Source organism: Sulfitobacter donghicola DSW-25 = KCTC 12864 = JCM 14565 (genome assembly GCF_000622405.1).
In the GTDB taxonomy this organism is placed as follows: Bacteria; Pseudomonadota; Alphaproteobacteria; order Rhodobacterales; family Rhodobacteraceae; genus Sulfitobacter; species Sulfitobacter donghicola.
The window spans coordinates 2281202-2306728 of the sequence record NZ_JASF01000005.1 but is presented as its reverse complement, the minus strand read 5'-3'; the positions used below and the strand labels follow the sequence as shown (position 1 = coordinate 2306728).

Genomic DNA, 25527 nt, shown 5'->3' with positions numbered 1-25527 from the left:
CATGAGTGCAGAACCAATCATCTACGGGCTGATCTTTGTCGGCGTCCTCGTTTTGGTCGAGGGCGTGTATCTGGTTGCGTTTGGTAAATCCATCTCGCTCAACAGCCGCGTAAACCGCCGCCTTGAGATGCTGGAAAAAGGTCAACGCCGCGAAGAGGTTTTGGACAAGCTGCGCAAGGAAATGCAGCAGCACATGAAGGCCAAAACCATCCCGCTTTACTCGCTGCTTGCGGAAAAAGCGCAAAAAGCCGCGATTGCCTTTACGCCACAGCAGCTTGTGCTGATCATGGCCGCATTGTCGGGCATCGTGTTTTTGGGCCTGACCGTTGGCACCGCGACCGAAGTGCCCGTGCGCGCCGCGATGTCAGTGGGCATGGGCATCGGGGCTGTCTTTATGTGGGTCTCCATGAAAGCCGGCAAACGGATGGCGATCATCGAAGAACAACTGCCAGACGCTGTGGAGCTTATGGTGCGCTCGCTGCGTGTTGGTCACCCGTTTAGCAATGCGATTTCTATCGTTTCAAAGGAAATTCAGGATCCGCTTGCCTCGGAATTCGGGGTTATCGCGGATGAAGCGGCCTATGGCCGCGATGTTGGCGAAGCGTTAAAGGATATGGCTGAGCGTCTAGACATGCAGGATTTACGCTTTCTTGCTGTTGCGGTGACGATCCAGCAGCAATCTGGTGGTAACCTTGCCGAAATTCTGGCCGGACTGGCCAAAGTGATCCGCGCCCGTTTCCGCCTGTTCCGCCGTGTAAAGGCGATCACCGCCGAGGCGAAATGGTCGGGCAAATTCCTGTCCGGTTTCCCGATCATGGCCCTGATCGTGATCAACATTGCCGACCCGAATTACTATGACGAAGTCAAAGAAACACCTTACTTCATCCCAGCCTGTTTCTTTGTCGGTATCTTTTTGGGCGTTAACCTTCTTGTGATGCGCGTGCTCACAAACATCAAAGTGTAAGGGGGCTGCTATGCTCAGCACCATCAATACAGCAATCAGCGATGTCATGGGGCCCTTTGGCCTGATCATCATTCTTGGCGTTTTGGGGATCATCACGGTTCTTGCAACTGTTGTGATGATGATGAACCAACCCGAAGACCCGCTGGACAAGCTTAAGCGTCAGGCGAGTTCCTCGCGCGGCTCGGGCGATGCCCCTGCGGCCCTGCGCCAGAAAGAGGGCAACGCCCAGCTGGAGAAATTTGCAACGTTTCTGGAACCTGCAGACGAAGCAGAGATGAGCCAGAAACAGCTGGAGCTGCGTCAGGCTGGTTACCAATCGCGCGATGCTGTCCGCATGTTCTATTTTGCTCAAATGTCCTTGGGGATTTTGGGCCTCGTCCTTGGTGTGATCTATACCAACTTTATCGTCGAAGGCGAAATGACCACGCAAAAGACCATCATGTGGACCCTCGGCCCAGGTGCGATTGGGTATTGGTTGCCAAAATACTGGATCACCCGCCGAATTGCGGCTCGAAAAGAGGAAATCGAAGGCGGCTTTCCAGATGCTCTCGATATGATGCTGGTTTGTGTTGAGGCTGGCCAATCGCTGGATCAATGTATTGTGCGCGTTGCTGCCGAACTCAAGGCGTCTTATGCCGCCCTTGCCGATGAATTCGAAGTGGTCGCGCAAGAAATGAAAGCGGGTAAGGACAAGGTCAACGTTCTGAATGATATGGGGACACGTTGTGGCGTTCAGGATGTTTCCTCTTTTGTGACCGTTCTGGTCCAATCGGCCGCCTTTGGTACATCCATTGCGGATGCTCTTCGGGTTTATGCGGCGGAAATGCGCGACAAACGCGTCATGAAAGCCGAAGAAGCCGCAAACAAGTTGCCAACCAAGATGACACTTGCCACAATGATGTTCACGGTGCCGCCGCTGCTGATCATTCTTGTTGGTCCTTCGGTTATGGGCATCTCAAAGATGGGTGAAATGGGCGCTCCCGGAGGCAACTAATGATATCACGATTGGGGCGAAACATTACGCTCCTGATCTTTGCTCTTGCTTTGGCCGCCTGTTCATCGGGCGGCTTTGGCGCATCTGTGTTTGGCCCAAAGACACCAGAAGCCGTTGATGCCCCTGGTGTTGATCTGCGTGCGGATGGGGCTGACAATCTGGAAACAGGTCACCGTCTGGTTGCGTCTGGACAATACGAACTGGCGATCCGTTCATTCAACCGCGCAGCGATTGACCGTGGCACCGTAGACGCCGAGATTTTATCAGGCCTAGGCACGGCCAACCTTGGCTTGGGCCGCCTTGGGCAGGCCGAAAAACTGCTGCGCCGCGCCGTTGAACGTGACCCGACCCAACCTGAAATCTGGAATAATCTGGGTGTTGTCCTGATGGAAAGTGGCAAAAATGCCGATGCAACACAGATATTTCGCAAGGCTTTCGCGCTGGATAATGGCGAAAGTGTCTCAATTCGGGACAATCTTAGATTAGCGCTCGAAAAATCCGAGTATTCTGGTACATCTTCGAGTAATAACGAAGAATACAAACTGGTGCGCCGTGGATCTGCTGACTATGTGATCCGCTCGGGGCTGTGACCTAAAAATAGGCATAGCATCCAATATCCCGCGCAGGGGCACCGGATGAGGCAGAAGCAGCAGAGGACGCAAAGATGCGCCATAAATCCGTTTTGATTTCCCTTTTGGCAGGGGCCAGCATGCTGGCCGCTTGTGCCGAGCAAAGTGCAGAAGAAACCGTTGAGCGTGCATTTCAGGACGTGAACGTCATTGATGATGCAAACCTGAATGACGTCATGCTGACTGTGGCCGACCCGAACGAGGCCGTGACCTATTTCAAACGGGTGATTTCGGAACAGCCAAACAATGTAGAATTCCACCGTGGCCTGTCACAATCCCTGATCCGCGCCAAACGCAATGATGAGGGCGCAGCCGCGTGGCAAAAAACCGTCTCCCTGCCCGACGCCACAAATGAAGACCGCGTTGAGCTGGCAGATGCCATGATCCGTTCAGGCAACTGGGCAGGTGCCGAAAAGACGCTGACAGCAATTCCGCCCACACATGAGACCTTTAAACGCTACCGCCTTGAGGCGATCGTGGCCGACAGCAAACAACAGTGGAAGAAAGCAGACAGCTTTTATGAAATCGCTGTGGGTCTAACCACAAAACCAGCACCTGTTCTGAACAACTGGGGCTATTCCAAGCTGACCCGCGGGGCCTACAAAGACGCCGAGCGCCTGTTTAACAGCGCCGTCACCCAAGACGGGACCCTCTTCACCGCCAAGAACAACCTTGTTCTGGCCCGTGGTGCCCAGCGTAACTATAACCTGCCTGTCGTCCCGATGGATCAGACCGAACGCGCCCAGCTTTTGCACACGATGGCGTTGTCGGCGATCAAACAGGGCGATGTAGAAACAGGCAAAGGCCTGCTGCGCGAGGCGATTGACACGCACCCGCAGCACTTTGAGGCCGCAGCACGTTCCCTCGCCGCTCTCGAAGCCTGACCCATGTCTATTTCCAGCTACGCCGCCCTTTGGTTTTTGCCATTCGTTCTGCCGATCTGTTTTTATGTAATTTATACAGACATTTCGCGGATGAAGATTACGAACAAGGCCAATCTGGCCTTGGTGGGGGTGTTCCTTGTGATCGGGTTAATCGCCCTGCCCTTTGATGTGTATATGTGGCGATTGCTGAGCCTTGTGATCGTTTTGATTGTCGGGATCGTCCTGAACGCCGCTGGTGTTATGGGCGCAGGAGACAGCAAATTCATCGCCGCCGCCGCCCCCTTTATCGCCTTGGGCGATGTTCGGTTTTTGATGCTGCTTTTCGCAGCCACATTAATCGCGGCCTTCGTTGCGCATCGCACGGCCAAATTCACGCCCCTGCGCCAGCTTGCCCCGAATTGGGCCAGCTGGGATCAGGGCAAAAAGTTTCCAATGGGTCTCGCGCTGGGAGCCACATTGGCGATCTACCTTGCGCTAGGTGTCCTTTATGGCGCCTGATTAAGGCCACTTTTATCCCCTATGGGTCATAAAACGCCCATTTGAGCAGAGGGACATAGTATTATGAACGCACCAACTACAGCCGTCATGGCACCCCCACCGCCAAAAACCTTGGCGGATATGCGCCTGCCCATCGTCATGATGCGCGACATCCTGATCAAAACCATCTTCCGAAAGAATTTGGATATGGTCAGCGACCTGTCCAAGGCCGTCTGCCTGCCGATCCCCGTTGTTCAAGAGCTGATCGACATGTGCCGCACCCAGCGTCTGGTTGAGGCAACAGGCACCATCAGCGCCGACAAAAGCAACGAAATGGGCTATCAGCTAACCGATACGGGCAAATCCCGCGCGCTGGATGCCCTTGCCCAATCCGAATATTTTGGCCCCATGCCTGTGCCGCTGGACGTGTACCGCGAACAGGTCAAGCGCCAGTCCGTGCGCAACATGCAGATTACCCGCGCTCAGCTGACGGGGGCCATGGGCCATCTGGTTTTGCCAGATGATCTGCTCGACAATCTTGGCCCCGCTGTTTCGGCTGGCCGCTCTATCCTCATGTATGGCCCTCCGGGCAACGGGAAATCCTCTATCTCGAACGGTATCCGCGATGCGCTTGGGGATCAGGTTTATGTGCCGCATGCGATTGAATATGCCTCGCAGGTAATCACCGTCTTTGACCCGATTGTTCACAATCAGGTCGCCCAAGAAGAGCAAGACCCCCATTCACTGCGCCGCATTACGCGTTTTGATGCGCGTTACGTCTGCTGTGAGCGCCCAACCGTGATCACAGGGGGTGAATTGACCATCAGCATGCTTGATCTGGTTTATAACCCAACGGCGAAAACCTATCAGGCCCCTCTTCAGCTGAAATCCACTGGTGGCATCTTTATCGTGGACGACCTTGGCCGCCAAGCCGAGCCGCCCCAGTCATTGGTGAACCGCTGGATTGTTCCGCTGGAAGAAAGCAAAGATATCCTTGCCCTGCAATCGGGCGAGAAATTCGAAGTCCCCTTTGACACGTTGGTTATCTTCTCGACCAACTTCCACCCGAACGAGATTTTCGATAACGCGGCCCTGCGCCGTATCTTCTTTAAGATCAAAATCGACGGGCCGGATCAGGCGAACTTTCTCAAGATTTTTGCCATGGTCGCAAAGAAACGCAAAATGCCGCTGGATGAAGCGACCCTGATCCACCTGCTAAAAAACAAATACCCCAGCATCGACAATGTCTATGCCAACTATCAACCGATCTTTTTGATCGACCAAATCATCGCCATCTGTGAATTTGAGGGCATCCCCTATCAGATGAGCCCAGAATTGATGGATCGTGCGTGGGCCAACATGTTCGTTAAAGACGAACACATCGTGAAATAGACGATGAAGTCGCGGGCGGGCATTGCTGGTTGTGGACGTATGGGCGCGCCCATGCTTGCCTCATTGCGGGCGGCAGGCCTGCCAGCGCGCGGCTATGATGTGGTGCCCATGGACATTCCACATATCACAGATGATATCGCCGTTTTTTCCGAGGAATTAGAGACGCTTATCACCGTTGTTCGGGACATCGAACAAACCGAGGCCGTGCTGTTTGGCGAACAGAACCTAGCTGCGATCCCCAGCCTGATCCGCATTATCATCAGCTCTACCCTATCGCCACGCTATGTGCGCGACCTGCGCGCGCGGGTGCCTGCCCATATCGCGCTGATCGACGCGCCGATGTCTGGCGCTCAAATCGCGGCCCAAGAGGCGCGGCTTAGCTTTATGATCGGGGGCGATGCAGGCGATATCGACGCGGTTCAACCGCTGTTTAATGCGATGGGTAAACATTTCCACCGCATGGGTGAGTTCGGCGCTGGTATGCAAGCCAAAGTGTTGAACAACCTGCTGGCCGCCTCCAACACCGCCATGACCCGTCTGGTGCTGGATTGGGCCGACGAAGCCGGCCTTGATACCAGCGCATTGTTGGATCTCATCCACACATCTTCGGGGCAAAACTGGTTTGCCTCGGGCTTTAACGCAATCGAATTTTCCCGCGACGGGTTAGAGCCGGACAATACGATCGCAATCCTCGTGAAAGACGTGGCAAGCGCGCTAGACGCTGCTCCTGCGGGGTCTGACACCTCGCTACCCCTTGCCGTGCAGCAAACAATTGCATCTTTAAAACCACGCGATTAGACGCCGCTGCGCCAATTTTTGGCATGCAATCGCCCAAACCCTAGTCGGCCTTGCAGATTTTCGCATTGTGTTCCAAACATTTGGCTATGGATGGTTACGATTTCACCCTTTCAGGCGCGCCTCTAAAGGCGTTGGGGTCTGGTGCGCTTTGGTGGCCAGAGGAAAGCCTGCTGGTCGTGAGTGACCTGCATCTTGGGAAATCTGAACGCATCGCAAGGCGTGATGGCGCGGCCCTAGCCCCATACGACACCCGCGATACGCTCAACAGGCTGGCCGCCGACCTTGCCCTGAGCCATGCGCGCACCGTGGTCTGTCTGGGCGATAGCTTTGACGGTCTCGCCTCTGCTGAGGCTCTGCCAGAAGAAGAACGCCAGTGGATCACCCGCCTTCAGGCTGGGCGCAGGTGGGTTTGGATTGAAGGAAGCCATGACCCCGGACCGGTCGAGTTCGGCGGGGCGCATTTGGCCGAGCTGCCTTTGCCCCCGCTCACATTCCGCCCTATCGCACAGGACAGCGCCAGTGGCGAAATCTCGGGGCATTATCATCCAAAGGCATCGGCGACGATCAAAGATCGTACAATAACCCGCCCCGCGTTTTTGATAGACAGCAACCGCATCATCCTGCCAGCTTATGGCGTTTACACGGGCGGTTTGCGGGCCGCGACGCCTGTTATCGCCAGTCTGATGCGGCCCGAAGCGATCGCCGTTCTAACAGGGGCTAACCCTGCCGTTGTGCCAATGCCGAGGTAAATCATGGATCAAGCAAACATAGACCGGATCGCCAATAGCTTTGGCGCGCAAAGCATGATGGAAACCCTAGGCGCGCAATTGTCTGAGGTCTCAGAAGGTCTAGTGCGCATTACTGCACCGATACTGGAAGGGACACGCCAGCAACAGGGGTTCGGCCACGCGGGCCTTACGTTTTCGATCGGCGATTCTGCGGCGGGTTATGCCGCCCTAACGATGCTGCCAATGGATCAGGAGGTTGTCACCGCCGAGATCAAGATCAACCTACTCGCCCCCGCGCGGGGTGATCTGCTCATCGCGACAGGTCGTGTGATCAAGCCGGGCAAACGATTGGTGGTGGTCACGTCAGAGGTTCACGCCGAGCTGGATGGCAAACAAACTCTGGTCGCTATCTTGCAAGGAACCATGGTTCCTGTTGCCAATTAGAACAGGCCTGCATCCTGTGCAGCGGCCTTAAAGCTTCGGCTAACTGGCACTTCAGCGCCGTCTTGCATCATCAAGATATCACGCCCTTTTTCGCGCCGATGCTTTGCCACCGCATCCAGCGCGATCCAGTGAGAGCGGTGCACCTGAATGCCTTTCCCCGATAGTTCCTCCATCGCGTCCCCGAGCCGCATCAAGATCAACGCGTTACCACGCGATGTTACCACGTTCAGGTAGTGATCCTGCGCCTCAATGCGCACCAAAGGTCCGCGCACATCAATTGGCAAGCGCAGGCCAAAGGTATCTTTCTCCACCACTTCTTCTGCTGGCTCGGGCGAGATGCTCCAGATCACCAGCTGAACCGCCGCAGTAACAACGCCCACAATCGCAAAGAGATACAGCCAATTCCCCCAGCCAGACATATCATTGAAAACAAGCGCGTTTATCCCGTGAACAAGGATTGAAAGCAGCAAGGAAAAGCCGCTCCAAACCATCACGCGACCAACCAAAGAATACCGTTGCGATAATTTGGACGCGCCCACGCCAATCCAAACCGAGCCGCCAATAATCGCGCCCCAATAGAGAGCACGCCCTGCGACCCCCATCACATCCAACGTCCCAAAAGGGCCAGCAACAGCCGCGACAGCCGTCAACGCCAACCAAATCAAAAACGGTACCCGCAGCTTGGTCAATTCACGAAGCGTGAAATGCATTCGCATCTTTATTCCTATTACTCACGTATCATTCAGGCTGTTCACGCAGTGTCTATAGCCGCACCTCAGCCAGCTTGCCATGACAGGTTAACAGAACACAATGGAGCCTGAACATGAACCTCACTGCTTTTGCAAATGCATCCCCTGTCATCCAAATACACACGCTGCTTGCGCTTGGCGCGGTGCTGCTGACCATCTCGATCTTTGCGTTGCGAAAAGGCAGCCCGCTACACAGGGTCATGGGGTGGACATGGGTGATCATGATGGCGCTTGTGGCGCTCAGCAGTTTCTGGATCAACGAGCTGCGTGTGCTGGGCGCTTTTAGCCCCATTCACCTGCTCTCTATCATCACACTGGTCACTTTGGTCAGCTCGGTCACCGCAGCCCGTCGCCACAACGTAAAAAGACACAAGCGCCAGATGAGGACGCTTGTGTTTGGTGCTTTGATCGTCGCGGGTGGGTTTACGTTCCTTCCCGGACGTCTGATGCATACCGTCTTTTTAGGCGGTTAGGCCCTGAGGCTCTGCCAGACCGTTTGCTCGGCAGCAGGCGGTGACCGTGTTCGCCAACAGGCAAGCAATGGTCATTGGCCCCACACCACCTGGTACAGGCGTGATGGCGCCTGCAACCTCAGCACAGCTTTCGTAATGCACATCGCCAACCAGCTTGGTTTTGCCTTCGCCCTTTTCAGGGGCATCCAGACGGTTGATGCCTACGTCAATCACGGTCGCACCTGGCTTGATCCAGTCCCCCGGCACCATTTCAGGGCGGCCAACAGCGGCAACAACGATATCGGCGCGGCGGACAACCTCGGCCAGATCTTTGGTGCGGCTATGGGCGATGGTTACCGTTGCGCTGTCGTTCAACAGCAATTGCGCCATCGGCTTGCCCACAATGTTTGAGCGCCCGATCACAACCGCATCCATCCCCGAGATCGACCCGTGGTGGTCGCGCAGCATCATCAAGCAGCCCAGCGGCGTGCAAGGCACCATAGATTTCTGACCCGTGCCCAACAGGCCCACGTTGGAAATGTGAAAACCATCCACATCCTTGGCCGGATCAATCGAGTTGATGACCAGATCTTCGTCCAGATGTTTGGGCAGAGGCAGCTGAACCAGAATACCGTGGATTTCCGGGTCGTTGTTCAACTGGTCGATCAAAGCCAGCAGATCAACTTCGGGCGTATCAACGTCCAGTTTGTGCTCGATCGATTTCATGCCGACCTCAACAGTCATCTTACCCTTTGAGCGCACATAGACCTGCGATGCAGGGTCTTCGCCAACCAGAACCACGGCCAAACCGGGTGTGATGCCGTTTTCGTCTTTTAGACGGGTTACATGCGTTGCAACCTGTGCACGCACACGCGCGGCGAACTCTTTGCCGTCAATGATTTTCGCTGTCATTTTCATTCCCTTTTTACAGACAAGGCGGGGAAAACCCCGCCCTGCTTTTCGTCATGCTCTGGTTCAGATCAGAACAGGCCTTCTACGTCACCATCCGCATTCAGCTTGATGTTCTCGGCGGAGGGAACACGTGGCAGACCCGGCATTGTCATAATCTCTCCGCAGATCACTACAACGAAACCGGCACCGGCTGACAGGCGTACTTCGCGTACTGGAACCGAAAAACCAACAGGTGCGCCGCGGCGATCAGGATCTGTGGTGAAACTATACTGCGTTTTCGCCATACAGACAGGCAGGTGGCCATAGCCTTGCGCTTCCCAGTCTTTCAACTGGTTACGGATTTTCTGGTCCGCCAAAACATCATCAGCGCGGTAGATGCGTTTCGCAATCGCTTCGATTTTCTGGAACAGTGGCATGTCGTCAGGATAGATCGGCGCAAAGTTTGCCATATCCGCATCTGCGATCTCGGCCACACGTGTCGCCAGTTCAGCCGAACCTTCCGAGCCCAGCTCCCAGTGACGCGATAGAACCGCTTCGGCGCCTTGCGCAGCAACAAAGTCTTTGATCGCCTGAACTTCGGCATCTGTATCGGTGACGAAGTGGTTGATCGCAACCACAACAGGCACGCCAAAGGATTTCACGTTTTCAACGTGACGCCCAAGGTTGGCACAGCCTTTTTCAACTGCTGCTACGTTTTCGTCACCCAGATCGGCCTTGGCTACGCCACCGTTCATCTTCATCGCGCGAACAGTCGCAACAACCACCACAACGGATGGCGTTAGACCCGCTTTGCGGCATTTGATGTTCAGGAATTTTTCAGCGCCCAAATCGGCACCAAAACCCGCTTCGGTCACAACGTAATCCGCCAGTTTCAACGCTGTGGTTGTTGCGATGACCGAGTTACAGCCATGCGCGATGTTCGCGAATGGGCCACCGTGGACAAATGCAGGGTTGTTTTCCAGCGTTTGAACGATGTTTGGCTGCATCGCGTCTTTCAACAGAACGGTCATTGCGCCGTCTGCTTTGATGTCGCGGCAGTAAACAGGGCTGCGATCACGGCGGTGCGCAACGATCATGGAACCCAGGCGCTCTTGCAGGTCTTCTAGGTTTTTAGCCAGACAAAGGATCGCCATAACCTCGGACGCCACGGTGATGTCAAAACCAGCTTCGCGTGGGAAGCCGTTGGATACGCCCCCCAAGGAGGCGGTGATGGTGCGCAATGCGCGATCGTTCATATCCACAACGCGGCGCCATACAACGCGACGTGTGTCGATCTCTAGGGCGTTGCCCCAATAGATGTGGTTGTCGATCATGGCGGAAAGCAAGTTGTGCGCGGATGTGATCGCGTGGAAGTCACCCGTAAAGTGCAGGTTCATTTCCTCCATCGGAACAACCTGAGCGTAACCACCACCAGCGGCCCCGCCCTTCATGCCAAAGTTTGGCCCCAGCGACGCTTCGCGAATGCAAACACATGCGTTTTTGCCAATACGATTCAGGCCGTCACCCAGACCAACAGTTGTTGTTGTCTTACCCTCGCCTGCTGGCGTTGGGTTGATCGCGGTGACAAGGATCAGCTTGCCGTCTTTGCGATCCTGAACCGAGTTGATGAACGATTGCGATACTTTTGCTTTGTCATGGCCATAGGGCAGCAAATCATCGCTAGAGATACCCAGCTTGGCGCCGATCTCCTGAATGGGTTTCTTCTTCGCTTCGCGCGCGATTTCGATGTCAGTCTTAAATGCCATGGTATTCCCCATTCAAAGCAGTTTCCGCAATTTATGAGAAATGCATACTAGGGCATGTCCCAGCCAAAGGTCTGGATTACGACATTTTCAGTTCGCGTTGCGTCGTCCGATCAAATGCAGGTTTCTTTTAAGAAACCAAATCTCGTACCGCAGCCTAACGCCAAGCAATCCGTCGCCGCGAAACCACACTGTTTTTTTAATCTTGCTGGTTGGCTGCTCAATCTGAAGGGCATTGATGCGCATCAATAGGCGCCTTGGTTTTTTGCCCCAGATTCAACGAAACCTATCCAAGGAATGACATCATGGTTCTGCGTAGCGTGTTCTTCGTTATCCCCGCCTTATCCCTATTTGCCTGTACTGCCCCCGTTTCGGAGACAAGCGGCAAACACCTGTACGAAAAACACTGCACCTCTTGTCACGGCAGCACAGCCAAAGGTGACGGGCCGCTTGCCGGTGAGTTCACAGTACCGCCTAGCGATTTGACCACTCTTCAACAAAACAACAATGGCGTTTTCCCTGCCGTGGATGTCATGGCCCAGATCAACGGCTATTCCGGCCGCCACCAATTCGGCGGCATGCCCGAATTTGAAGAGGATCTACAAGGCAAGACCGTGCAGTGGAAAGCCCCGTCCGGCGTGGTCATACCGACGCCACGGGCGTTGCTGGATATCGCGGTCTACCTTGAGAGCATTCAGGAGTAGATGCGCTAGGCCTCAGCGGCCCATGCACGTTGGTTAGGGATGTGCAGACGCATCTTTGTGCCAATGCTCAGCAGCCCTTCGCGTTCGACCCACGCAGTCACCCCACGCTTGCCCCGTGCAGCGGCCTTGAAGGCGGCGCCGTGGCCTGCTGCGTCTTTTTCGATCTCGCGAGCAGGAAAGTTGCAGGGACCGTTTTCAACATCAATGGCAATGCTTGTGCCATTTTCAGCCAGCAACCGTGAACCAGGTGGCACAAAGGTAAAGTCAGGGATCCCCTCCACAACTATCGAGGCCCCCAGCAACAAGGGGTCCAAACGATCCACGCCGATATCCGCAGCGATCTGCGCAAGCTCTTCAGAGGACAGTATAGAAAGCTGCCGGGTGTTGCGGATTTCCGTGCCAACGGGATGCTGCCCCTTTACCCGAGAGCAAGACGCGCGTGTCAGGCCAGCATGGAAATCATCCTCGAACCCCGCATATGTCGCCATCGCAGAGGGGATCGCGACAGAGCGGGTATTTTCCCGATCCACAGGCATCCTGCCCATCCATGTAATCGTTGCGATGAAATCTGTTGCGCGTCGTTCAACCATTGTGGCCTCCGTTAGGTTCACGGTTGACCTAACCCCGAGAGCACCAAAAAGAAAAGGCCCCGCAACCGCAGGGCCTTATGATATTTTCTATCAACTGTTTCACATACAGTGATCAGACGCTTGGTTCAGGCTCCATCCCGCCCGACGGAGGGGTCTTTTTGCCCTTCGCCTTTGGGATCGCCGTAACGCTAGGCGCTGAGCCATTGTCGGGCTTGTCGTCTTCGTCAGGCTCGCTAGGGGGCTTACCATCCATGACGCGCTGAATCTCTTCACCTGTTAGGGTTTCGTATTCCAGCAGACCTTGTGCAAGGCGCTCGAACTCTTCGGCGTTGTCTTCGATCAACTGATACGCGCGGTCATAGCCTTCGTCGATGATCCGCTTTACTTCGCTTTCGATCAACTCTTTGGTCGCCGCAGAGACGCTAAACCCGCCTGCCCCGCCATTGGCCTGATAACCAGCGGCGGCTTCTTGGTAGTCAATGTTACCAACCTTGTCGGACATACCGTAACGCATCACCATCGCGCGCGCCAAGGAGCTCGCCTGCATGATGTCGCCCACTGGGCCTGATGAAACGCTGTCAGCGCCGTATTTCCAGATTTCAGCCGCTTTGCCCGCCATTGTCATGGCGATCCGCTCTTCGGCTTCGTCTTTGAACATCTGCAGCTTGTCCATTTCAGGCAGGCTCATCACCATCCCCAAGGCGCCACCTCGAGGGATGATTGTCGCCTTATAGACGGGGTCACATTTCGGCAGCTTGATACCAACAATTGCGTGGCCTGCCTCGTGATAGGCGGTCTTTTCTTTCTGGTCTTGGGTCAACACCATCGAGCGGCGCTCGGCGCCCATCATGATCTTGTCTTTGGCCATTTCGAAATCCAGCATCGCAACAAAGCGACGGCCAACACGCGCAGCGGTCAGCGCCGCCTCGTTCACAAGGTTGGCAAGGTCAGCACCAGAGAACCCCGGTGTGCCGCGTGCAATGATGCGCAAATCAACATCAGGGCCAAGCGGCGTTTTGCGCGCGTGCACACCCAAGATTTTCTCACGGCCTTTGATGTCTGGATTGCCAACAGTCACCTGACGGTCAAAACGACCTGGGCGCAGCAAGGCAGGGTCCAAAACATCCTTACGGTTTGTCGCGGCGATGATGATCACACCTTCGTTCGCTTCAAAACCGTCCATCTCAACCAGCAATTGGTTCAGCGTCTGTTCGCGTTCATCGTTACCACCGCCATAACCAGCCCCACGAGAGCGGCCAACAGCGTCGATTTCATCGATGAACACGATGCATGGCGCGTTCTTTTTCGCCTGCTCGAACATGTCGCGCACACGGGATGCGCCCACACCCACAAACATTTCAACAAAATCAGAACCCGAGATGGTGAAGAACGGCACACCCGCCTCGCCCGCAATTGCGCGCGCCAGCAAGGTTTTACCGGTACCCGGAGGGCCCTCTAGCAAAGCACCTTTCGGGATCTTACCGCCAAGCCGCGAGAATTTTTGCGGGTTGCGCAGAAACTCAACGATCTCTTCCAGCTCTTCCTTGGCTTCATCAATGCCTGCAACATCGTCAAACGTGACGCGGCCATGTTTTTCGGTCAGCATCTTGGCCTTGGATTTGCCAAAACCCATCGCCCCGCCTTTGCCGCCACCCTGCATTCGGTTCATGAAATAAATCCACACACCGATCAGCAACAGAATGGGCAACAGCGAAATCAGGAAGGTCTGAAGACCGCTTTCCTGCTGGCTTTCCGCACGGAAAGGAATGCTGTTATCGGTAAGAAGCTTTGTCACCTCGGCGTCGCTTGGCTTGATCGTGACATAGTCACTGCCATCAGACTGACGAAAGCGCACCTGCTCACCGTCAAGGGTTACATTGCTAACATTGCCGTTCTCGACAGATGTGATGAAATCGGAATAGCTGATCTCGCGGTTTTGCAAGCCGCTGTTGCCGCCGCCGTTGAACAGATTGAACAACGAAAAGACGAGAACAAGCAACACAGCCCAGAACGCAAGATTGCGGAAATTGCCCAAGGAAACTCTCCTGAATACTTGTCGGTCAGAGGTGACTCCTCCAACCACTCTTCTAAAATAGAGACTGAACCGATTTGTTCAATGCAAAAGCAAAAATGAGGTGAAATCTGCGACGATCTGTGCAGACCAATCCAGATTGTATCCCGCAAGGGGTGCCGCAACTAGGTTTTCTCCCTTCCAAACCGCTGGGGACGACATCAAACTATGGCGCGGAACGCCAATTGCGCGCCAGTCAGGCAGCGCAAGAACCCCTTCACCAAGGGCACGGACCTCAAGCGAGTCGTCATGCGGCCCGACAAGCCGCCACCGTGTGTCCCAAATCTCGTTGGTTTTGGTTACTGTATCCTTAACTGCGTTAAATTCCCGCGTGATCCGAATATGACCTTTGCCCCTTTGAACAAGGCACCCTGCGAGGTTCAAACGATTTTGCGCCTCAAGCTCCCGCCCTAAAAAACCTGCAAAAACCTTGCGCGGCGGATAGGGTAATGACCCGACCCATTGCAGCGCGGCGGCGGTCAATCGGCGCTCGATATCTGCTGGAACCTCCCGCGTGAAATCAGCAGATAACAACAGGTCCCCTCCCTCCTGCGTCACATGCGAGCGGGCCTCCTGCCGAGTATAATGGGCCAAGGCCTCTTGGGATTGACGAAGCGCAAAGGCCGAGTGATGCAAGCTATCTGCATCTATCCCCAGCTCCTTTAGGCTGGGCAAAAGACGGCGCGCTTTTGTGCGCATATAGTGCGGGTCATCGTTGGTGGGGTCATCAACCCATTCAATTTGTTGACGTTTAAGGTAATCGCGCAGGGTTGAACGGTGCTGCTGCCACAGAGGGCGCGACCATAGGATGCCGTTGCGTCGAAACAGGGTTTGCATCTGCGCCAACCCATCCAAACCCGCAGAGCGCCCCAGCCGGATCAACATATTTTCGGCCGTATCATCCATTGTGTGGCCCAATGCGATCCCGCCGACCTTGGCGGTCTTGGCCCATTTGGCCATCAGATCATACCGCGCATCACGCGCCGCTGCCGAAACATTGCCACCACTATTTGGTCCGCTCCACGTAAAAATATCGTGGGAAACACCCAGCTGCGTACAAAGCGCCGCAACCCCTTCGGCCTCGGCACGGCTTTCTGCGCGCAGGCCATGATCAACGGTAACAGCGGCAATGGGGTGGCCCGTCTGTTCGGACCAACGGGCAAAAAGATGCAGCAGCGCGACACTATCACCGCCGCCCGACACAGCAATGCCGACTCGTTTTGGCAATTCGCTACCAAAAGCAACATCAATAGCATGCAGCAACATGGCATCAGCGCCCTGCTGCATCACCCAACTTTGGTCTAGTTGCATCCAAGCTTGCTTTGCTCGGCTACTGCGGCCGCTGCAAATTCGCTGCTGGCAAAACGCGCTGGAACTTCGCCCAAAGTCACGCAGGCCTCACTGCTTTGCCCCAACGCCCCCAAGGAAGCGCCGAGTTTGAACAGAGTTTCCGGTGCTGTTGGTCCAGTCGGTGCCGCGCCAAAGCTGGCAAGATAGGCACGCGCCGCCTCTCGTGTGTCGCCAGTCCCTTGCAAGGCGTCACCCCGCCGCAAATCCGCTTCTGCGGCTAACGGAGAGCCTGGGTAGGTCTGATTGAAGGTCGCAAACTTGTCTGCGGCGGTACGAAAGTCACTGGATGCGAGCGCCTCCTGCGCCCGCTTGAAGTCGTCCTGTTCGCCCACGGCGAGTTGTGTTGTGGTGTTTGTTGGTGTGGGCGCAGGGGCTGGGGCAGTCGCCTGATCTGTTCCGCCCAATGTGGTTGTTTCACCCAAAGTCGAAATATCGCCGCCTTCAAGCTCAACCAAACGGAACTCCAAATCGGCAACGCGGCGTGTGCCATCATCGACAATCCGGTTGATGCGATATTCCAATTCTTCGGTCTTGGCTGTCACACGCGACAATTCGCTTTCCATCGCATTTACGCGGTCCAAAACAGATGTTGCCAGCTGAACGCCGCCCGCTGTGCCTGTGGTCGACAGCTCGCGCTTGAGCTTGCTCATTTCCACGTTCAGAATCGAAAGCTCCTGACGGATATCAGCCAGCGTTTGCGCGTCTTGGGCAGCCGCGCCCAATGGCACCGCCCCCAAAACCACTGCAAAGATAAATGCAAATCGCATGCTCAGGTTCCTTTAGCTGTTTTGCCCACCAGCCAGCACGGTCACCGCGCGGCGGTTTTTGGCATAGCAGGCCTCATTCGAACAAACCTCGATCGGGCGCTCTTTACCATAGCTCACCACGCGCAAGCGCGAGGCTGGCACACCTTTGGACAGCAGATATTCGCGGGCCGAGTTAGCACGGCGTGCACCAAGGGCGAGGTTGTATTCACGTGTGCCCTGTTCATCTGCGTGGCCTTCGATCACGGCCTGATAATCAGTGTTGGTGGTCAGCCACCCCGCCTGCCCGTCCAATGTCGCGCGACCCGCCGCTGTAAGCGTGGCTTGGTCCACCTCGAACAACACGCGGTCACCGACCGTTTGGTTGAAATAGGCGGTTGAGCTGGGGTCATTTGCACTGCCTGGCACAATGCCATTCAACGGCGTGCCAAGAGGGGCCGTTGGCGTGCTCAATTCATCGTCGCCGCCAAAACGGTTCGGGTTGGTGCAGGCCGACAGCGCAACAGCTGCAACCAGAAGGCTCATAGGTAGGAATTTCATCTGTCTCGACCTCACATAAGGTTTTTTATTGTTAGCGCCACTTTATCACACCGTGGCGCCGCCTGAAAAGAGTTACTGCTGCAACGGTGACCAGCTGGGGTCTGATCCACCCTCAGGGGTTGAAACCTGACGCAAAACACGGCCTGTGATATCCACCGAATAGATCGAAGATGCACCGCCAGCGCCCTGTGTTTCACGGGTGAACATGATCACACGCCCATTGGGTGACCACGTTGGCCCCTCATCCAGAAACGATGCGGTCAGGAGGCGTTCTTCGGATCCATCTGTGCGCATCACACCAATGTGAAAGCGGCCACCATGCTGTTTGGTAAAGGCAACCAGATCTCCACGAGGCGACCATACAGGCGTGCCATAACGCCCCTCACCAAAGGAAATTCTGCGGGCTTCTCCGCCAGTTGCAGCCATAATATACAGCTGGGGCGAGCCTGAGCGGTCGCTCTCGAATACAATTTTGCTGCCATCGGGGCTATAGCTGGGGGCAGTTTCGATCGAAGGCGTATTGGTCAGGCGCACAGATTGGCCCGAGGCAATATCCATCGTGTAAATATCTGTATTCCCCCCTTGGCTAAGGGAAAACACCACCGTTTGACCAGAGGGTGAAAAGCGGGGGGCAAAGCTCATCGTGCCTTCGGCGCTTTCCAACACGCGGCGCTGGACCGAGCCGACATTCAAAACATAGATGCGCGGAAACCCGCTTTCATAGCTGGTATACAGCACCCGATCACCCGTAGGAGAGAAGCGCGGCGCAAGAACAATCGCGCTGCTATCGGTCAGGTAGCGTACATTCGCGCCATCATAATCCATAATCGCAAGACGCTTTTTGCGATCATTCTTTGGCCCTGTCTCGGAAACATAAACAACGCGGCTATCGAAATAGCCCCCCTCACCTGTGATGCGGGAATAGACTTCATCGGCCACCTTATGCGCCATCCTGCGCCAGCCTTCGGTTGTGCCGCTAAATTGCAGCCCCTCACCCAGATTAGAACCTGAAACCACGTCAAACACGCGGAACTTTACGTTTACGCTATTGCCAGAAACCGAAACGGCCCCCGTGACCAAAGCCTGCGCATTGATTGCCTTCCAATCAGGAAAGGAAACAGGCGCATTAAAGTCGCTATATTGTGCAATAAAGGCCGAGCTGGGGATTTCACGAAAAACGCCCGTGCCCTGAAGATCAGCTGCGATCACCCGCGCCAGATCACCCGCCAATTGCCCCGCTTCGCCCGTTTCGGCCTGAAAATCGGGAATAGCGATGGGCAGCGGCTGAATGATCCCCTCTTCGATGGTGATCCTTAGGGGGCCTTGTTGGGCACTAACAGCGGAGGAAAGACCAAACGCGCAAAGAAGCGCTAAACAAATACTCAAATACTTCATTTGGAAATCATCCTTTCAGGGCTGAACCGCAGTCCGCTTTTCCGCCATTGATGGTTTTTCTTAACGGGGAGACTGAACTGATCTCTCCCACAATATAGTTCGGCCTGTTTATCAGGTGCCATTGTTTGGCACGGGTTGGCGCCGATGATCAAAACATCACCCGCCCCAAAACGGCAGTGGGAAATATGGTGAGGCACGCTCATCTGATCCGCATCCGCTCTGGGTTAAAGGTCATCTCGATCTCTTTCCACTGGCCGTATTTTTCGGCCGGCAAAGGGTAGCCTTCCTTTTGGCACAACAATATCGCACGGCGCGCAGCACCAAAGGCCGCATTCGCGGTCGATGCATCCCCGCCCTCGCTGGCAATCATCCGCAAAGAGGACGAGACGACTTTGCCATCCTGCGTCATACTCATGGCAACTGTCACAGTTGTCTGGGCCCATCGCGCACCAGGATCGACGTTCCAACAGTTTTGAACGGCAAGGCGCAGAGCGTCTTTTTCACCTGATGACATAGGCGGGCCCGTTGGGATTTCATTCGCTGCCGAACTCAGCGCCGCCTCAAGCGCGGCTTGTACGGCGGCATCATCTACGGCGCTGTCGTCTTGGGGTTGGGTCTGAGCTGTTTGGGTTGGCTCAGCTGCAGGGCGCGGCGCAGATGGGCGGCGCGCGGGGGGGCGCATCGACGCATTTGGCGCGGCGGCTGGCTCTTCGGTGGCCTCGGTCACGATCCGGTCGCTGGCTTGTGGCGTTTCGGCCGCTTCTTGGGGCTGCTCAACGGTTTCGCCTGTCTCTTCGGGCACAACCGCCTCTTGAGGTGTTGGCTCTTGAATGGTTTCAGGCTCTGGGCGGGGGGATGGATCGGGGGCGACAACTTCGGTTGCGCGCTCGACGGGCGTTTCAGCTATTGGCGCATCTTCCACTGTTACTTCAGCGGCGGGTTCTGGCAGTTCGGGTGCGGCATCGGACACCTCCGGTGCAATCTCTTCCACAGGTTCCTCGGCAGGTTCTGCAACTTCGGGCACAGGCGCTGGCGCTGGCTCATCAGGAGCGGCATCAACCTCTGGCGCGTCTTCGGTAACCTCTGGCGCTGCGGGTGTCGGGGTTTGGGCAACCTCTACAGGCTGGCGGGATGCATCGACCAAGGCCTGAAACTCGGCCCCTGAAATCATCGCAACCTCCTGAACCTCAACAGGATCAGGGCGCGACGTGAACAAGCCGCCGAACATAATCCACCCGATTGCGCCAACATGGCCCAATCCGGATACGATATGTCCTGTTTTGCGCAGCGGCAGCATCGCTTAGTTCCCAGAACCGTCCAGCGTCGGCCCGCCAATATCCGTCACCAGACCGATATTGGAAAAACCACCCGCATTCAGCGCGCCCATGATCTCCATCACAGCGCTATAAGGCACCGAACCATCGGCCCGCAAAAAGACGCGGTCGCCTTCACGTTCATCCGCCACCGCGCGTAGTTTCGCAACCAGCTCCTGACGGGGCGTTTCGGTTGTCATGATCTGCACGCCCCCTTCAGCCGTGATCGTCACGGTCAAAGGTTCTTCTTGTTCGGCGGGCAAGGCTTGTGCGGCTGTTTTGGGCAGCTCAACAGGCACACCAACCGTCAGCAAAGGGGCTGCAACCATAAAGATGATCAGCAGAACCAGCATGACATCCACGAAGGGCGTGATGTTGATCTCGGCCATTGGTTGCGCACCACCGCGCCGTCTGCGGCGCCCGTTTCCGCCACCGCTTTTTTGCATGACACCACCCGCCATGGCTCAGCTATCCAACTGGCGGCTGAGGATCGTGGCGAATTCGTCGGCAAAGGCCTCATAGCCCCCGAGGATGCGATCACTATCTGCGTTCAGCTTGTTATAGAAAACCACCGCAGGGATCGCGGCCATCAGGCCGAGGCCTGTCGCCAGCAAGGCCTCGGCAATACCCGGGGCGACAACGGCGAGGTTGGTGTTTTGTTGCTCTGCAATTTCAATAAAGGCGTTCATAATCCCGAAAACGGTACCGAACAGGCCCACAAACGGAGCGGTTGAACCTGTCGTAGCAAGAACCGGAAGGCCCTTTTGCAGGCGCTCTGCCTCTTTCGCGATGGCAACATCCATCGAGCGGTCGATCCGCGCAGTTGCACCGGGGATCAGCCCGCCGTCTTCGCGGTGCGAGCGGCGCCATTCGGTCATGCCAGCTGCGAAAATCTTTTGAGCAGCGCCTGACGGCTCTGGCCCGATCTGCTCATAAAGGCCATCCAGCGGTTCGCCCGACCAAAAGGCGCGGTCAAATTGCGCGGCTTCGCGTTTCGCTTCGCGGTATTGGATCGTTTTTTGAACGATGATGGACCATGTCCAGAAACTGGCTGCGATCAGGGCGATCATCACCAGTTTCACGGTAAAGGTCGCTTGGGCGAACATGCCCCATACGGTAATGCTGCCGCCGATTTCGGCTGCGATCAATGCTGTCTGCATGTTATGTGCTCTACTCTTCTGCCTCGGTCGGGCCTGTTATCAGGCTCCATTTGGGGTGAATCTAGCGCAGCGCAAAGAAAAAAGCGAGGGCCAAGCGTACCCTTGCCTAATCACGTTTTCAGCAGGCGACATTCCGCCGGAAGGCGCACCGGCTTTCCGCTGGCTCCGATGCAGACAATTTGCACTTTGGCGGTAAAGATCAGATCATCCGCGCGCCACACCTCTTGCTGCATCACCATCCGTGCAGGGCTAAGGCTATCTAACGTTGTGCGCACCTCAAGAATGTCATCAAACCGAGCGGGTGAAATATAGTCTGCCTCGACCCGACGCACCGCAAAGACAACGCCGTCTTCTTTCATGGCAAGCTGATCAATCCCCACATCGCGCACCCAGTCGCTGCGCGCACGTTCAATAAAACGCAGGTAATTCGCGTAATAAACGATCCCCGCCATATCAGTGTCTTCATAATAGACGCGGATTTCTTTGCGGTGGATCATTGATCCGCCCCGACTTGCATGCGCGCAAACAACCGCAAGGCGTGGCTTGGGTCGGTTGCCGCTGAGGGCAGCACGGGATCATAGGCCGCGCGGATCACTTCAGAGATGTCGGGGCGCAAGATTGTCGTTTCGCCCACAATAGCAAGGGGGGATTGATCCCGAAATGCCGTATCGGACCACAAAAGGTAGGATTGCACGATCTGGCTGAGCGCTAAGGCTTGTGCATCCATTGCCGCCAGCTTTTCATCCATCCGCAAAAAGACAAAGCACGCCTTGATCGCGCCGTCCTCATCAAACCGAAAGAAACGGTATTGATTGGCATCCGCCGCCTGCAAACGCGCCACCAAAGGGCCAAGGTCTGGCACAAGGCGCTCCATCCCCGTCACATCCAACAACTCGGCCCAATCCGAAAAGAAGAACATCATCAGGTTGGAGCCAAGCTCCATATCCGTTTCGGCCATTTTATGGTCCGCCAGAACGGCAACCGCCTCTAACGCGCCTTTGACAACCTTCAAGGTCTCGTCTTCTACCCCAAAAATATTTGGCGCAATGGGCCGCCCCCAACGCGCAAAGGCAAACTGCCCGTCGCCGCGGGTAAACAGCTGCTCTATCTGTTCCGGTTTCATATCCTGTTGCCCTTTTCTTTGTCCTTCGCGTGCCGCTGGTCTAACCGAATAGATCAACGTCCCGCTTTGGCGGCTCCATCCCCAGATGGGACCACGCCTTTTGCGCCAGCATTCGCCCCCGCGGGGTACGTTGGATCAACCCCTGCTGCAACAGGAAGGGTTCGATCACCTCTTCCAATGCATCGCGGGATTCACTTAGCGCGGCTGACATGGTTTCAATCCCGACGGGGCCACCCTGATAGTTTTCCGCAATCAGGCGCAGATAACGGCGATCCGCCCCATCAAGCCCCAAATGATCCACCCCTAAACGGGTTAGGGCCATATCGGCCAATTCACGGGTGACCCGACCGTCGCCCTCAACGATGGCAAAGTCCACCACACGGCGCAGCAGACGCCCCGCAATCCGTGGCGTGCCACGGGCGCGTTTTGCGATTTCGCGCGCGCCGCCTTCATCTGCGGGCGCGCCCAGCTTGCGCGCGTTACGGTCAACGATGATGTACAGCTCATCCTCGGTATAAAACTGCAAGCGGGTGGGAATGCCAAAACGATCGCGCAGCGGAGTCGTCAGCAGCCCCATGCGCGTGGTTGCCCCCACCAGCGTAAAGGGCTGGAGTTCGATCCGCACAGTGCGCGCGGCAGGGCCTTCTCCAATAACCAGATCAAGCTCAAAATCCTCTAGCGCGGGATATAGCACCTCTTCGACCGCTGGATTTAGGCGGTGGATTTCGTCAATGAACAAGACATCGCGGGCCTCAAGATTGGTCAGGATCGCCGCCAGATCACCAGCTTTGGCCAAAACGGGGCCAGAGGTCATCCGAAACCCGACACCCAGCTCACGCGCCATGATCTGCGCCAATGTCGTCTTGCCCAGCCCCGGAGGGCCGTGGAACAACGTGTGATCCATCGCCTCTTCGCGCTGTTTGGCTGATTGGATAAACACCTTTAGGTTTGCCCGTGCCTCAGCCTGCCCGACAAATTCATCCAGCATCTGCGGACGCAAGGCGCGGTCAGTATCTTCGGGCAGCCCCTCTGGCCGCATTATCGGATCACTATCAATCATGCCGCCCCCAAAGCGAATAGCCCCTTAGGGGCGCGTTGTTCGCACATTACTCTTTTGGCGCCAGAAGTTTCAACGCCGCGCGAATAAGGGCTGGCGTTTCGGCATCTGGCGCGTCACCGGCTGCTTGCGCAACCGCACCTGCCGCATCCCCCGGCGCATAACCAAGGTTGGAAAGAGCAGAAAGCGCTTCGGATTGCGCAGAGGCATTTGATGCAGGGGCTGGCGCCTTGCGTTTCACAGGGGTCTCGACCACCTCAGCTGGCTGTTCACCCAATGCTTCGGCCACCGTGCCGCCCATCGCCATAACCGATGGCGCCTTATCCTTGAGATCCAGAACCACACGCTGCGCGATCTTTGGCCCGACGCCTTTGGCAACCTTCACGGCATTCCAATCGCCCAACGCAATCGCGCGGCTGACCCCGTCAGGGCCAAGCGCCCCAAGGATCGCCAGTGACGCTTTTGCCCCAACGCCCTGAACAGATGTCAGCAGACGATGCCATTCTTTCTCGGCCAAGGTTGTGAACCCGAATAGCTGCATCAGGTCTTCGCGCACCAGCAGATCAGTATATAGGGCCGCAACCTCGCCCACGGCTGGCAATCCTGCCAAGGTACGTTCGGAACAAAATACCAGATAGCCAACGCCGCGCACGTCGATCAGGATGTGATCCGCTGCGCGGTATTCGATCCGGCCTGTTAGTTTTCCAATCATGCGCTTGCCTTTGCTACTGCTTCGGCAAGGCTGGAGGCGCCGCCGTGATGTGCATGGGTAATCGCAATGGCCAATGCATCTGCTGCGTCTGGGCCTTCAAACTGAACACCTGGTAATTGCATGCGCACCATATGCGCCACCTGCCCCTTATCTGCATGGCCCACACCCACAACAGTTTTCTTCACGTTGTTGGGTGCATATTCCCCGACAGTCAGCTGCATTTGCGCAGGCACCAACAAAGCGATCCCCCGCGCCTGCCCCAATTTCAGGGTCGCGACACCGTCTTTGTTAACAAAAGTATGTTCAACAGCCGCAGTATGAGGGCGATAGGTCGTAAAAACACGCGTGAGCTGAGCGTGCAGCGACAACAATCGCTCGGCCAATTCTACACCTGTATCAGAATGACAGATTCCATTTGCCACATGGCTCAGCTTGCTTCCCGCCACATCAATGACGCCCCAGCCCATATTTCGCAGACCTGGATCGATTCCGATCACCCGTATCATTTGATGCCTCTTAGTCTTGTTGCTTTTTTGATGCAGTAGCACGAAACGCGAACATTGCCTACATCTTTAGATAAATAATCCAAAAACGACATCGGGTAGGTTCAAAAACGCCACCCCGTGCCGCAATGCAGCAAAAGCGACGCAAAACCATCCTGAATGCGACATCCTAATAGGCAGGATTTTGCCATACTTAACGATAGGTTAACCATCTTTCTCTGCCATGCAGAAAACGCATATCAGCCGTGCAATTACACCTCTTGCTAGATGTTTCAACTCTGCCTAATTGGGCAGCATAACGCTGATGAGTTCAGCATTCACACTAATAAAAGGACGGCTCCAATGGCTGCTTTTGACACCACCCGCACCAACTATGGCGTTGCATCATTTGCAAACCGCACATTCGCATTTGTAGCCGATCTGGCTCACGCGATTTCCGCATGGAACGACGCACGCGCAACAAACAAAGCGCTTTCCGCTCTCTCCAACCGCGAACTGGAAGATATCGGCCTTGTACGCGGCGACATCGACGCCGTCGCACGTAGCGCGTTCATCCGCTAATCAAGACGCCGGTGCGCAACTGCACCGGCTCTTTTTCCAGACCTAAAAAGGCCGCGAATGGATCACTCCATTCGCGGCCTTTCCTTTGCGCCTACTAGAACGCGCGCAAGCCCGCTATAGCCACCCCTCCCCCCGGAGGGTCTGCTATAACGGTATAAATTAATTAACGCAGAAGCGGGCCCATTTGATCCGCAATATATTGCGTTACAGGGTCGATGGCCAAAACGCTTGCGCCAAAGGCTTCGGCCGCATTGCCGCTTTCCAGCGTCGCCAGACGGTCCTGATAGGTATCAGGGCCATTTGCGGCCAGCATAAAGGCTTTGAAGCAGAAAAAGCTGAGAACCAGCAACACAGCGCCTTTAATGGGCAAGCGGATGCGCATCGCCTTTGGCTTTGCAACGATCACGCCATTTTTGTCGATACGGGTTGTATAGCCTCGGCGCACCAAACGTGACTGTTGTTTGTCTACGTTCCCAACGCGGGCGTGAAAGTCTTCTCTTGTGTAAACCATAGCAGCGG

Annotated in this window: 30 protein-coding genes; 12 read left to right on the top strand and 18 right to left on the bottom strand. The window is 55.8% G+C overall.

Features of this window, described 5'->3' with window-relative positions; translation table 11 throughout:
* The first annotated feature begins 1 nt into the window (after position 1).
* The 9 genes from Z948_RS0112535 (at position 2) to Z948_RS0112495 (ending at position 7310) form a co-directional block, all read left to right on the top strand.
* Complete coding sequence (locus tag Z948_RS0112535; RefSeq protein ID WP_025059908.1) at positions 2-964, top strand: type II secretion system F family protein; 963 nt, start codon at positions 2-4, stop codon at positions 962-964.
* A 10-nt stretch (positions 965-974) separates the two neighbouring features.
* Positions 975-1958, top strand: a complete 984-nt coding sequence (locus tag Z948_RS0112530; RefSeq protein WP_025059907.1) for a type II secretion system F family protein — start codon at positions 975-977, stop codon at positions 1956-1958.
* Entirely contained in the window at positions 1958-2548 is a 591-nt protein-coding gene (locus Z948_RS0112525) for a tetratricopeptide repeat protein (RefSeq protein WP_025059906.1), read from the top strand. The genes Z948_RS0112530 and Z948_RS0112525 overlap by 1 nt, the downstream gene beginning before the upstream one ends.
* Before the next feature lie 74 nt (positions 2549-2622).
* Complete coding sequence (locus tag Z948_RS0112520) at positions 2623-3471, top strand: tetratricopeptide repeat protein (RefSeq protein WP_025059905.1); 849 nt, start codon at positions 2623-2625, stop codon at positions 3469-3471.
* 3 nt (positions 3472-3474) lie between these two features.
* Positions 3475-3969: a prepilin peptidase gene (locus Z948_RS0112515; RefSeq protein ID WP_025059904.1), complete on the top strand. Its 495-nt coding sequence runs from the start codon at positions 3475-3477 to the stop codon at positions 3967-3969.
* A 63-nt stretch (positions 3970-4032) separates the two neighbouring features.
* The gene (locus tag Z948_RS0112510; protein WP_025059903.1) at positions 4033-5340 is read left to right on the top strand and encodes an ATP-binding protein; all 1308 of its coding nucleotides are present in this window, start codon (positions 4033-4035) and stop codon (positions 5338-5340) included.
* A 3-nt stretch (positions 5341-5343) separates the two neighbouring features.
* Complete coding sequence (locus Z948_RS0112505; RefSeq protein ID WP_025059902.1) at positions 5344-6138, top strand: NAD(P)-dependent oxidoreductase; 795 nt, start codon at positions 5344-5346, stop codon at positions 6136-6138.
* Between the two features lie 86 nt (positions 6139-6224).
* On the top strand, positions 6225-6887 hold the full coding sequence (pdeM, locus tag Z948_RS0112500) for a ligase-associated DNA damage response endonuclease PdeM (RefSeq protein ID WP_025059901.1): 663 nt from the start codon (positions 6225-6227) through the stop codon (positions 6885-6887).
* Between the two features lie 3 nt (positions 6888-6890).
* Positions 6891-7310: a PaaI family thioesterase gene (locus Z948_RS0112495; RefSeq protein ID WP_025059900.1), complete on the top strand. Its 420-nt coding sequence runs from the start codon at positions 6891-6893 to the stop codon at positions 7308-7310.
* Here the strand turns inward: Z948_RS0112495 and Z948_RS0112490 are convergent.
* The gene (locus tag Z948_RS0112490) at positions 7307-8020 is read right to left on the bottom strand and encodes a LytTR family DNA-binding domain-containing protein (RefSeq protein ID WP_162171776.1); all 714 of its coding nucleotides are present in this window, start codon (positions 8018-8020) and stop codon (positions 7307-7309) included. The genes Z948_RS0112495 and Z948_RS0112490 overlap by 4 nt on opposite strands.
* Positions 8021-8133: 113 nt before the next feature.
* On the opposite strand from Z948_RS0112490, the gene Z948_RS0112485 reads away from it, so the two are divergent.
* Positions 8134-8532, top strand: coding sequence for a DUF2306 domain-containing protein (locus tag Z948_RS0112485; protein WP_025059898.1), 399 nt, complete (start codon positions 8134-8136; stop codon positions 8530-8532).
* On the opposite strand, the gene folD is transcribed toward Z948_RS0112485, so the two are convergent.
* Both folD and Z948_RS0112475 read right to left on the bottom strand, forming a co-directional pair.
* The gene (gene folD, locus Z948_RS0112480; RefSeq protein ID WP_025059897.1) at positions 8521-9423 is read right to left on the bottom strand and encodes a bifunctional methylenetetrahydrofolate dehydrogenase/methenyltetrahydrofolate cyclohydrolase FolD; all 903 of its coding nucleotides are present in this window, start codon (positions 9421-9423) and stop codon (positions 8521-8523) included. The genes Z948_RS0112485 and folD overlap by 12 nt on opposite strands.
* A gap of 68 nt (positions 9424-9491) precedes the next feature.
* Complete coding sequence (locus Z948_RS0112475) at positions 9492-11168, bottom strand: formate--tetrahydrofolate ligase (protein WP_025059896.1); 1677 nt, start codon at positions 11166-11168, stop codon at positions 9492-9494.
* 302 nt (positions 11169-11470) lie between these two features.
* On the opposite strand from Z948_RS0112475, the gene Z948_RS0112465 reads away from it, so the two are divergent.
* Positions 11471-11869 carry a c-type cytochrome gene (locus Z948_RS0112465; RefSeq protein WP_025059895.1) on the top strand — a complete coding sequence of 133 codons (399 nt, stop codon included), beginning with the start codon at positions 11471-11473 and terminating at the stop codon, positions 11867-11869.
* A 5-nt stretch (positions 11870-11874) separates the two neighbouring features.
* On the opposite strand, the gene Z948_RS0112460 is transcribed toward Z948_RS0112465, so the two are convergent.
* The 14 genes from Z948_RS0112460 to ruvC form a co-directional block, all read right to left on the bottom strand.
* A complete protein-coding gene (locus Z948_RS0112460) occupies positions 11875-12459 on the bottom strand; it encodes an MOSC domain-containing protein (protein ID WP_025059894.1) in 585 nt (194 codons plus the stop codon).
* Positions 12460-12571: 112 nt separating this feature from the next.
* Entirely contained in the window at positions 12572-14494 is a 1923-nt protein-coding gene (ftsH, locus tag Z948_RS0112455; protein ID WP_025059893.1) for an ATP-dependent zinc metalloprotease FtsH, read from the bottom strand.
* 78 nt (positions 14495-14572) lie between these two features.
* A complete protein-coding gene (tilS, locus tag Z948_RS0112450) occupies positions 14573-15841 on the bottom strand; it encodes a tRNA lysidine(34) synthetase TilS (RefSeq protein WP_052033220.1) in 1269 nt (422 codons plus the stop codon).
* The gene (ybgF, locus tag Z948_RS0112445; RefSeq protein ID WP_025059891.1) at positions 15832-16647 is read right to left on the bottom strand and encodes a tol-pal system protein YbgF; all 816 of its coding nucleotides are present in this window, start codon (positions 16645-16647) and stop codon (positions 15832-15834) included. The genes tilS and ybgF overlap by 10 nt, the downstream gene beginning before the upstream one ends.
* 12 nt (positions 16648-16659) lie before the next feature.
* The gene (pal, locus tag Z948_RS0112440) at positions 16660-17184 is read right to left on the bottom strand and encodes a peptidoglycan-associated lipoprotein Pal (protein ID WP_025059890.1); all 525 of its coding nucleotides are present in this window, start codon (positions 17182-17184) and stop codon (positions 16660-16662) included.
* A 72-nt stretch (positions 17185-17256) separates the two neighbouring features.
* A complete protein-coding gene (tolB, locus tag Z948_RS0112435; protein ID WP_025059889.1) occupies positions 17257-18579 on the bottom strand; it encodes a Tol-Pal system beta propeller repeat protein TolB in 1323 nt (440 codons plus the stop codon).
* Between the two features lie 199 nt (positions 18580-18778).
* Positions 18779-19876, bottom strand: a complete 1098-nt coding sequence (locus Z948_RS0112425; RefSeq protein ID WP_025059887.1) for a hypothetical protein — start codon at positions 19874-19876, stop codon at positions 18779-18781.
* Between the two features lie 3 nt (positions 19877-19879).
* Positions 19880-20353, bottom strand: a complete 474-nt coding sequence (gene tolR, locus Z948_RS0112420; RefSeq protein WP_025059886.1) for a protein TolR — start codon at positions 20351-20353, stop codon at positions 19880-19882.
* 3 nt (positions 20354-20356) lie between these two features.
* Entirely contained in the window at positions 20357-21052 is a 696-nt protein-coding gene (gene tolQ / locus Z948_RS0112415; RefSeq protein WP_025059885.1) for a protein TolQ, read from the bottom strand.
* Between the two features lie 110 nt (positions 21053-21162).
* Complete coding sequence (ybgC, locus tag Z948_RS0112410) at positions 21163-21549, bottom strand: tol-pal system-associated acyl-CoA thioesterase (protein WP_025059884.1); 387 nt, start codon at positions 21547-21549, stop codon at positions 21163-21165.
* Positions 21546-22175, bottom strand: coding sequence for a hypothetical protein (locus Z948_RS0112405; RefSeq protein ID WP_025059883.1), 630 nt, complete (start codon positions 22173-22175; stop codon positions 21546-21548). The genes ybgC and Z948_RS0112405 overlap by 4 nt, the downstream gene beginning before the upstream one ends.
* 40 nt (positions 22176-22215) lie before the next feature.
* Positions 22216-23235 carry a Holliday junction branch migration DNA helicase RuvB gene (gene ruvB, locus Z948_RS0112400; protein ID WP_025059882.1) on the bottom strand — a complete coding sequence of 340 codons (1020 nt, stop codon included), beginning with the start codon at positions 23233-23235 and terminating at the stop codon, positions 22216-22218.
* A gap of 46 nt (positions 23236-23281) precedes the next feature.
* Positions 23282-23944, bottom strand: a complete 663-nt coding sequence (ruvA, locus tag Z948_RS0112395; RefSeq protein WP_025059881.1) for a Holliday junction branch migration protein RuvA — start codon at positions 23942-23944, stop codon at positions 23282-23284.
* Positions 23941-24447, bottom strand: coding sequence for a crossover junction endodeoxyribonuclease RuvC (gene ruvC, locus Z948_RS0112390; RefSeq protein ID WP_025059880.1), 507 nt, complete (start codon positions 24445-24447; stop codon positions 23941-23943). Before ruvC ends, ruvA begins: the two co-directional genes overlap by 4 nt.
* Positions 24448-24789: 342 nt before the next feature.
* Here ruvC and Z948_RS0112385 point away from each other — a divergent pair, with 342 nt between their 5' ends.
* Positions 24790-25008: a DUF1127 domain-containing protein gene (locus tag Z948_RS0112385; protein ID WP_025059879.1), complete on the top strand. Its 219-nt coding sequence runs from the start codon at positions 24790-24792 to the stop codon at positions 25006-25008.
* A 163-nt stretch (positions 25009-25171) separates the two neighbouring features.
* On the opposite strand, the gene Z948_RS0112380 is transcribed toward Z948_RS0112385, so the two are convergent.
* Positions 25172-25519 (bottom strand): hypothetical protein, encoded by a 348-nt coding sequence (locus Z948_RS0112380; RefSeq protein ID WP_025059878.1) that lies wholly within the window; start codon positions 25517-25519, stop codon positions 25172-25174.
* Between the last annotated feature and the right edge of the window lie 8 nt (positions 25520-25527).

Bases quoted from the DNA above. Each gene is read 5' to 3' on its own strand.
- Z948_RS0112535 (WP_025059908.1), top strand. From the start codon at position 2: ATGAGTGCAGAACCAATCATCTACGGGCTGATCTTTGTCGGCGTCCTC.
- Z948_RS0112530 (WP_025059907.1), top strand. From the start codon at position 975: ATGCTCAGCACCATCAATACAGCAATCAGCGATGTCATGGGGCCCTTT.
- Z948_RS0112525 (WP_025059906.1), top strand. From the start codon at position 1,958: ATGATATCACGATTGGGGCGAAACATTACGCTCCTGATCTTTGCTCTT.
- Z948_RS0112520 (WP_025059905.1), top strand. From the start codon at position 2,623: ATGCGCCATAAATCCGTTTTGATTTCCCTTTTGGCAGGGGCCAGCATG.
- Z948_RS0112515 (WP_025059904.1), top strand. From the start codon at position 3,475: ATGTCTATTTCCAGCTACGCCGCCCTTTGGTTTTTGCCATTCGTTCTG.
- Z948_RS0112510 (WP_025059903.1), top strand. From the start codon at position 4,033: ATGAACGCACCAACTACAGCCGTCATGGCACCCCCACCGCCAAAAACC.
- Z948_RS0112505 (WP_025059902.1), top strand. From the start codon at position 5,344: ATGAAGTCGCGGGCGGGCATTGCTGGTTGTGGACGTATGGGCGCGCCC.
- pdeM (WP_025059901.1), top strand. From the start codon at position 6,225: ATGGATGGTTACGATTTCACCCTTTCAGGCGCGCCTCTAAAGGCGTTG.
- Z948_RS0112495 (WP_025059900.1), top strand. From the start codon at position 6,891: ATGGATCAAGCAAACATAGACCGGATCGCCAATAGCTTTGGCGCGCAA.
- Z948_RS0112490 (WP_162171776.1), bottom strand. From the start codon at position 8,020: ATGCATTTCACGCTTCGTGAATTGACCAAGCTGCGGGTACCGTTTTTG.
- Z948_RS0112485 (WP_025059898.1), top strand. From the start codon at position 8,134: ATGAACCTCACTGCTTTTGCAAATGCATCCCCTGTCATCCAAATACAC.
- folD (WP_025059897.1), bottom strand. From the start codon at position 9,423: ATGACAGCGAAAATCATTGACGGCAAAGAGTTCGCCGCGCGTGTGCGT.
- Z948_RS0112475 (WP_025059896.1), bottom strand. From the start codon at position 11,168: ATGGCATTTAAGACTGACATCGAAATCGCGCGCGAAGCGAAGAAGAAA.
- Z948_RS0112465 (WP_025059895.1), top strand. From the start codon at position 11,471: ATGGTTCTGCGTAGCGTGTTCTTCGTTATCCCCGCCTTATCCCTATTT.
- Z948_RS0112460 (WP_025059894.1), bottom strand. From the start codon at position 12,459: ATGGTTGAACGACGCGCAACAGATTTCATCGCAACGATTACATGGATG.
- tilS (WP_052033220.1), bottom strand. From the start codon at position 15,841: ATGCAACTAGACCAAAGTTGGGTGATGCAGCAGGGCGCTGATGCCATG.
- ybgF (WP_025059891.1), bottom strand. From the start codon at position 16,647: ATGCGATTTGCATTTATCTTTGCAGTGGTTTTGGGGGCGGTGCCATTG.
- pal (WP_025059890.1), bottom strand. From the start codon at position 17,184: ATGAAATTCCTACCTATGAGCCTTCTGGTTGCAGCTGTTGCGCTGTCG.
- tolB (WP_025059889.1), bottom strand. From the start codon at position 18,579: ATGAAGTATTTGAGTATTTGTTTAGCGCTTCTTTGCGCGTTTGGTCTT.
- Z948_RS0112425 (WP_025059887.1), bottom strand. From the start codon at position 19,876: ATGCTGCCGCTGCGCAAAACAGGACATATCGTATCCGGATTGGGCCAT.
- tolR (WP_025059886.1), bottom strand. From the start codon at position 20,353: ATGGCGGGTGGTGTCATGCAAAAAAGCGGTGGCGGAAACGGGCGCCGC.
- tolQ (WP_025059885.1), bottom strand. From the start codon at position 21,052: ATGCAGACAGCATTGATCGCAGCCGAAATCGGCGGCAGCATTACCGTA.
- ybgC (WP_025059884.1), bottom strand. From the start codon at position 21,549: ATGATCCACCGCAAAGAAATCCGCGTCTATTATGAAGACACTGATATG.
- Z948_RS0112405 (WP_025059883.1), bottom strand. From the start codon at position 22,175: ATGAAACCGGAACAGATAGAGCAGCTGTTTACCCGCGGCGACGGGCAG.
- ruvB (WP_025059882.1), bottom strand. From the start codon at position 23,235: ATGATTGATAGTGATCCGATAATGCGGCCAGAGGGGCTGCCCGAAGAT.
- ruvA (WP_025059881.1), bottom strand. From the start codon at position 23,944: ATGATTGGAAAACTAACAGGCCGGATCGAATACCGCGCAGCGGATCAC.
- Z948_RS0112385 (WP_025059879.1), top strand. From the start codon at position 24,790: ATGGCTGCTTTTGACACCACCCGCACCAACTATGGCGTTGCATCATTT.
- Z948_RS0112380 (WP_025059878.1), bottom strand. From the start codon at position 25,519: ATGGTTTACACAAGAGAAGACTTTCACGCCCGCGTTGGGAACGTAGAC.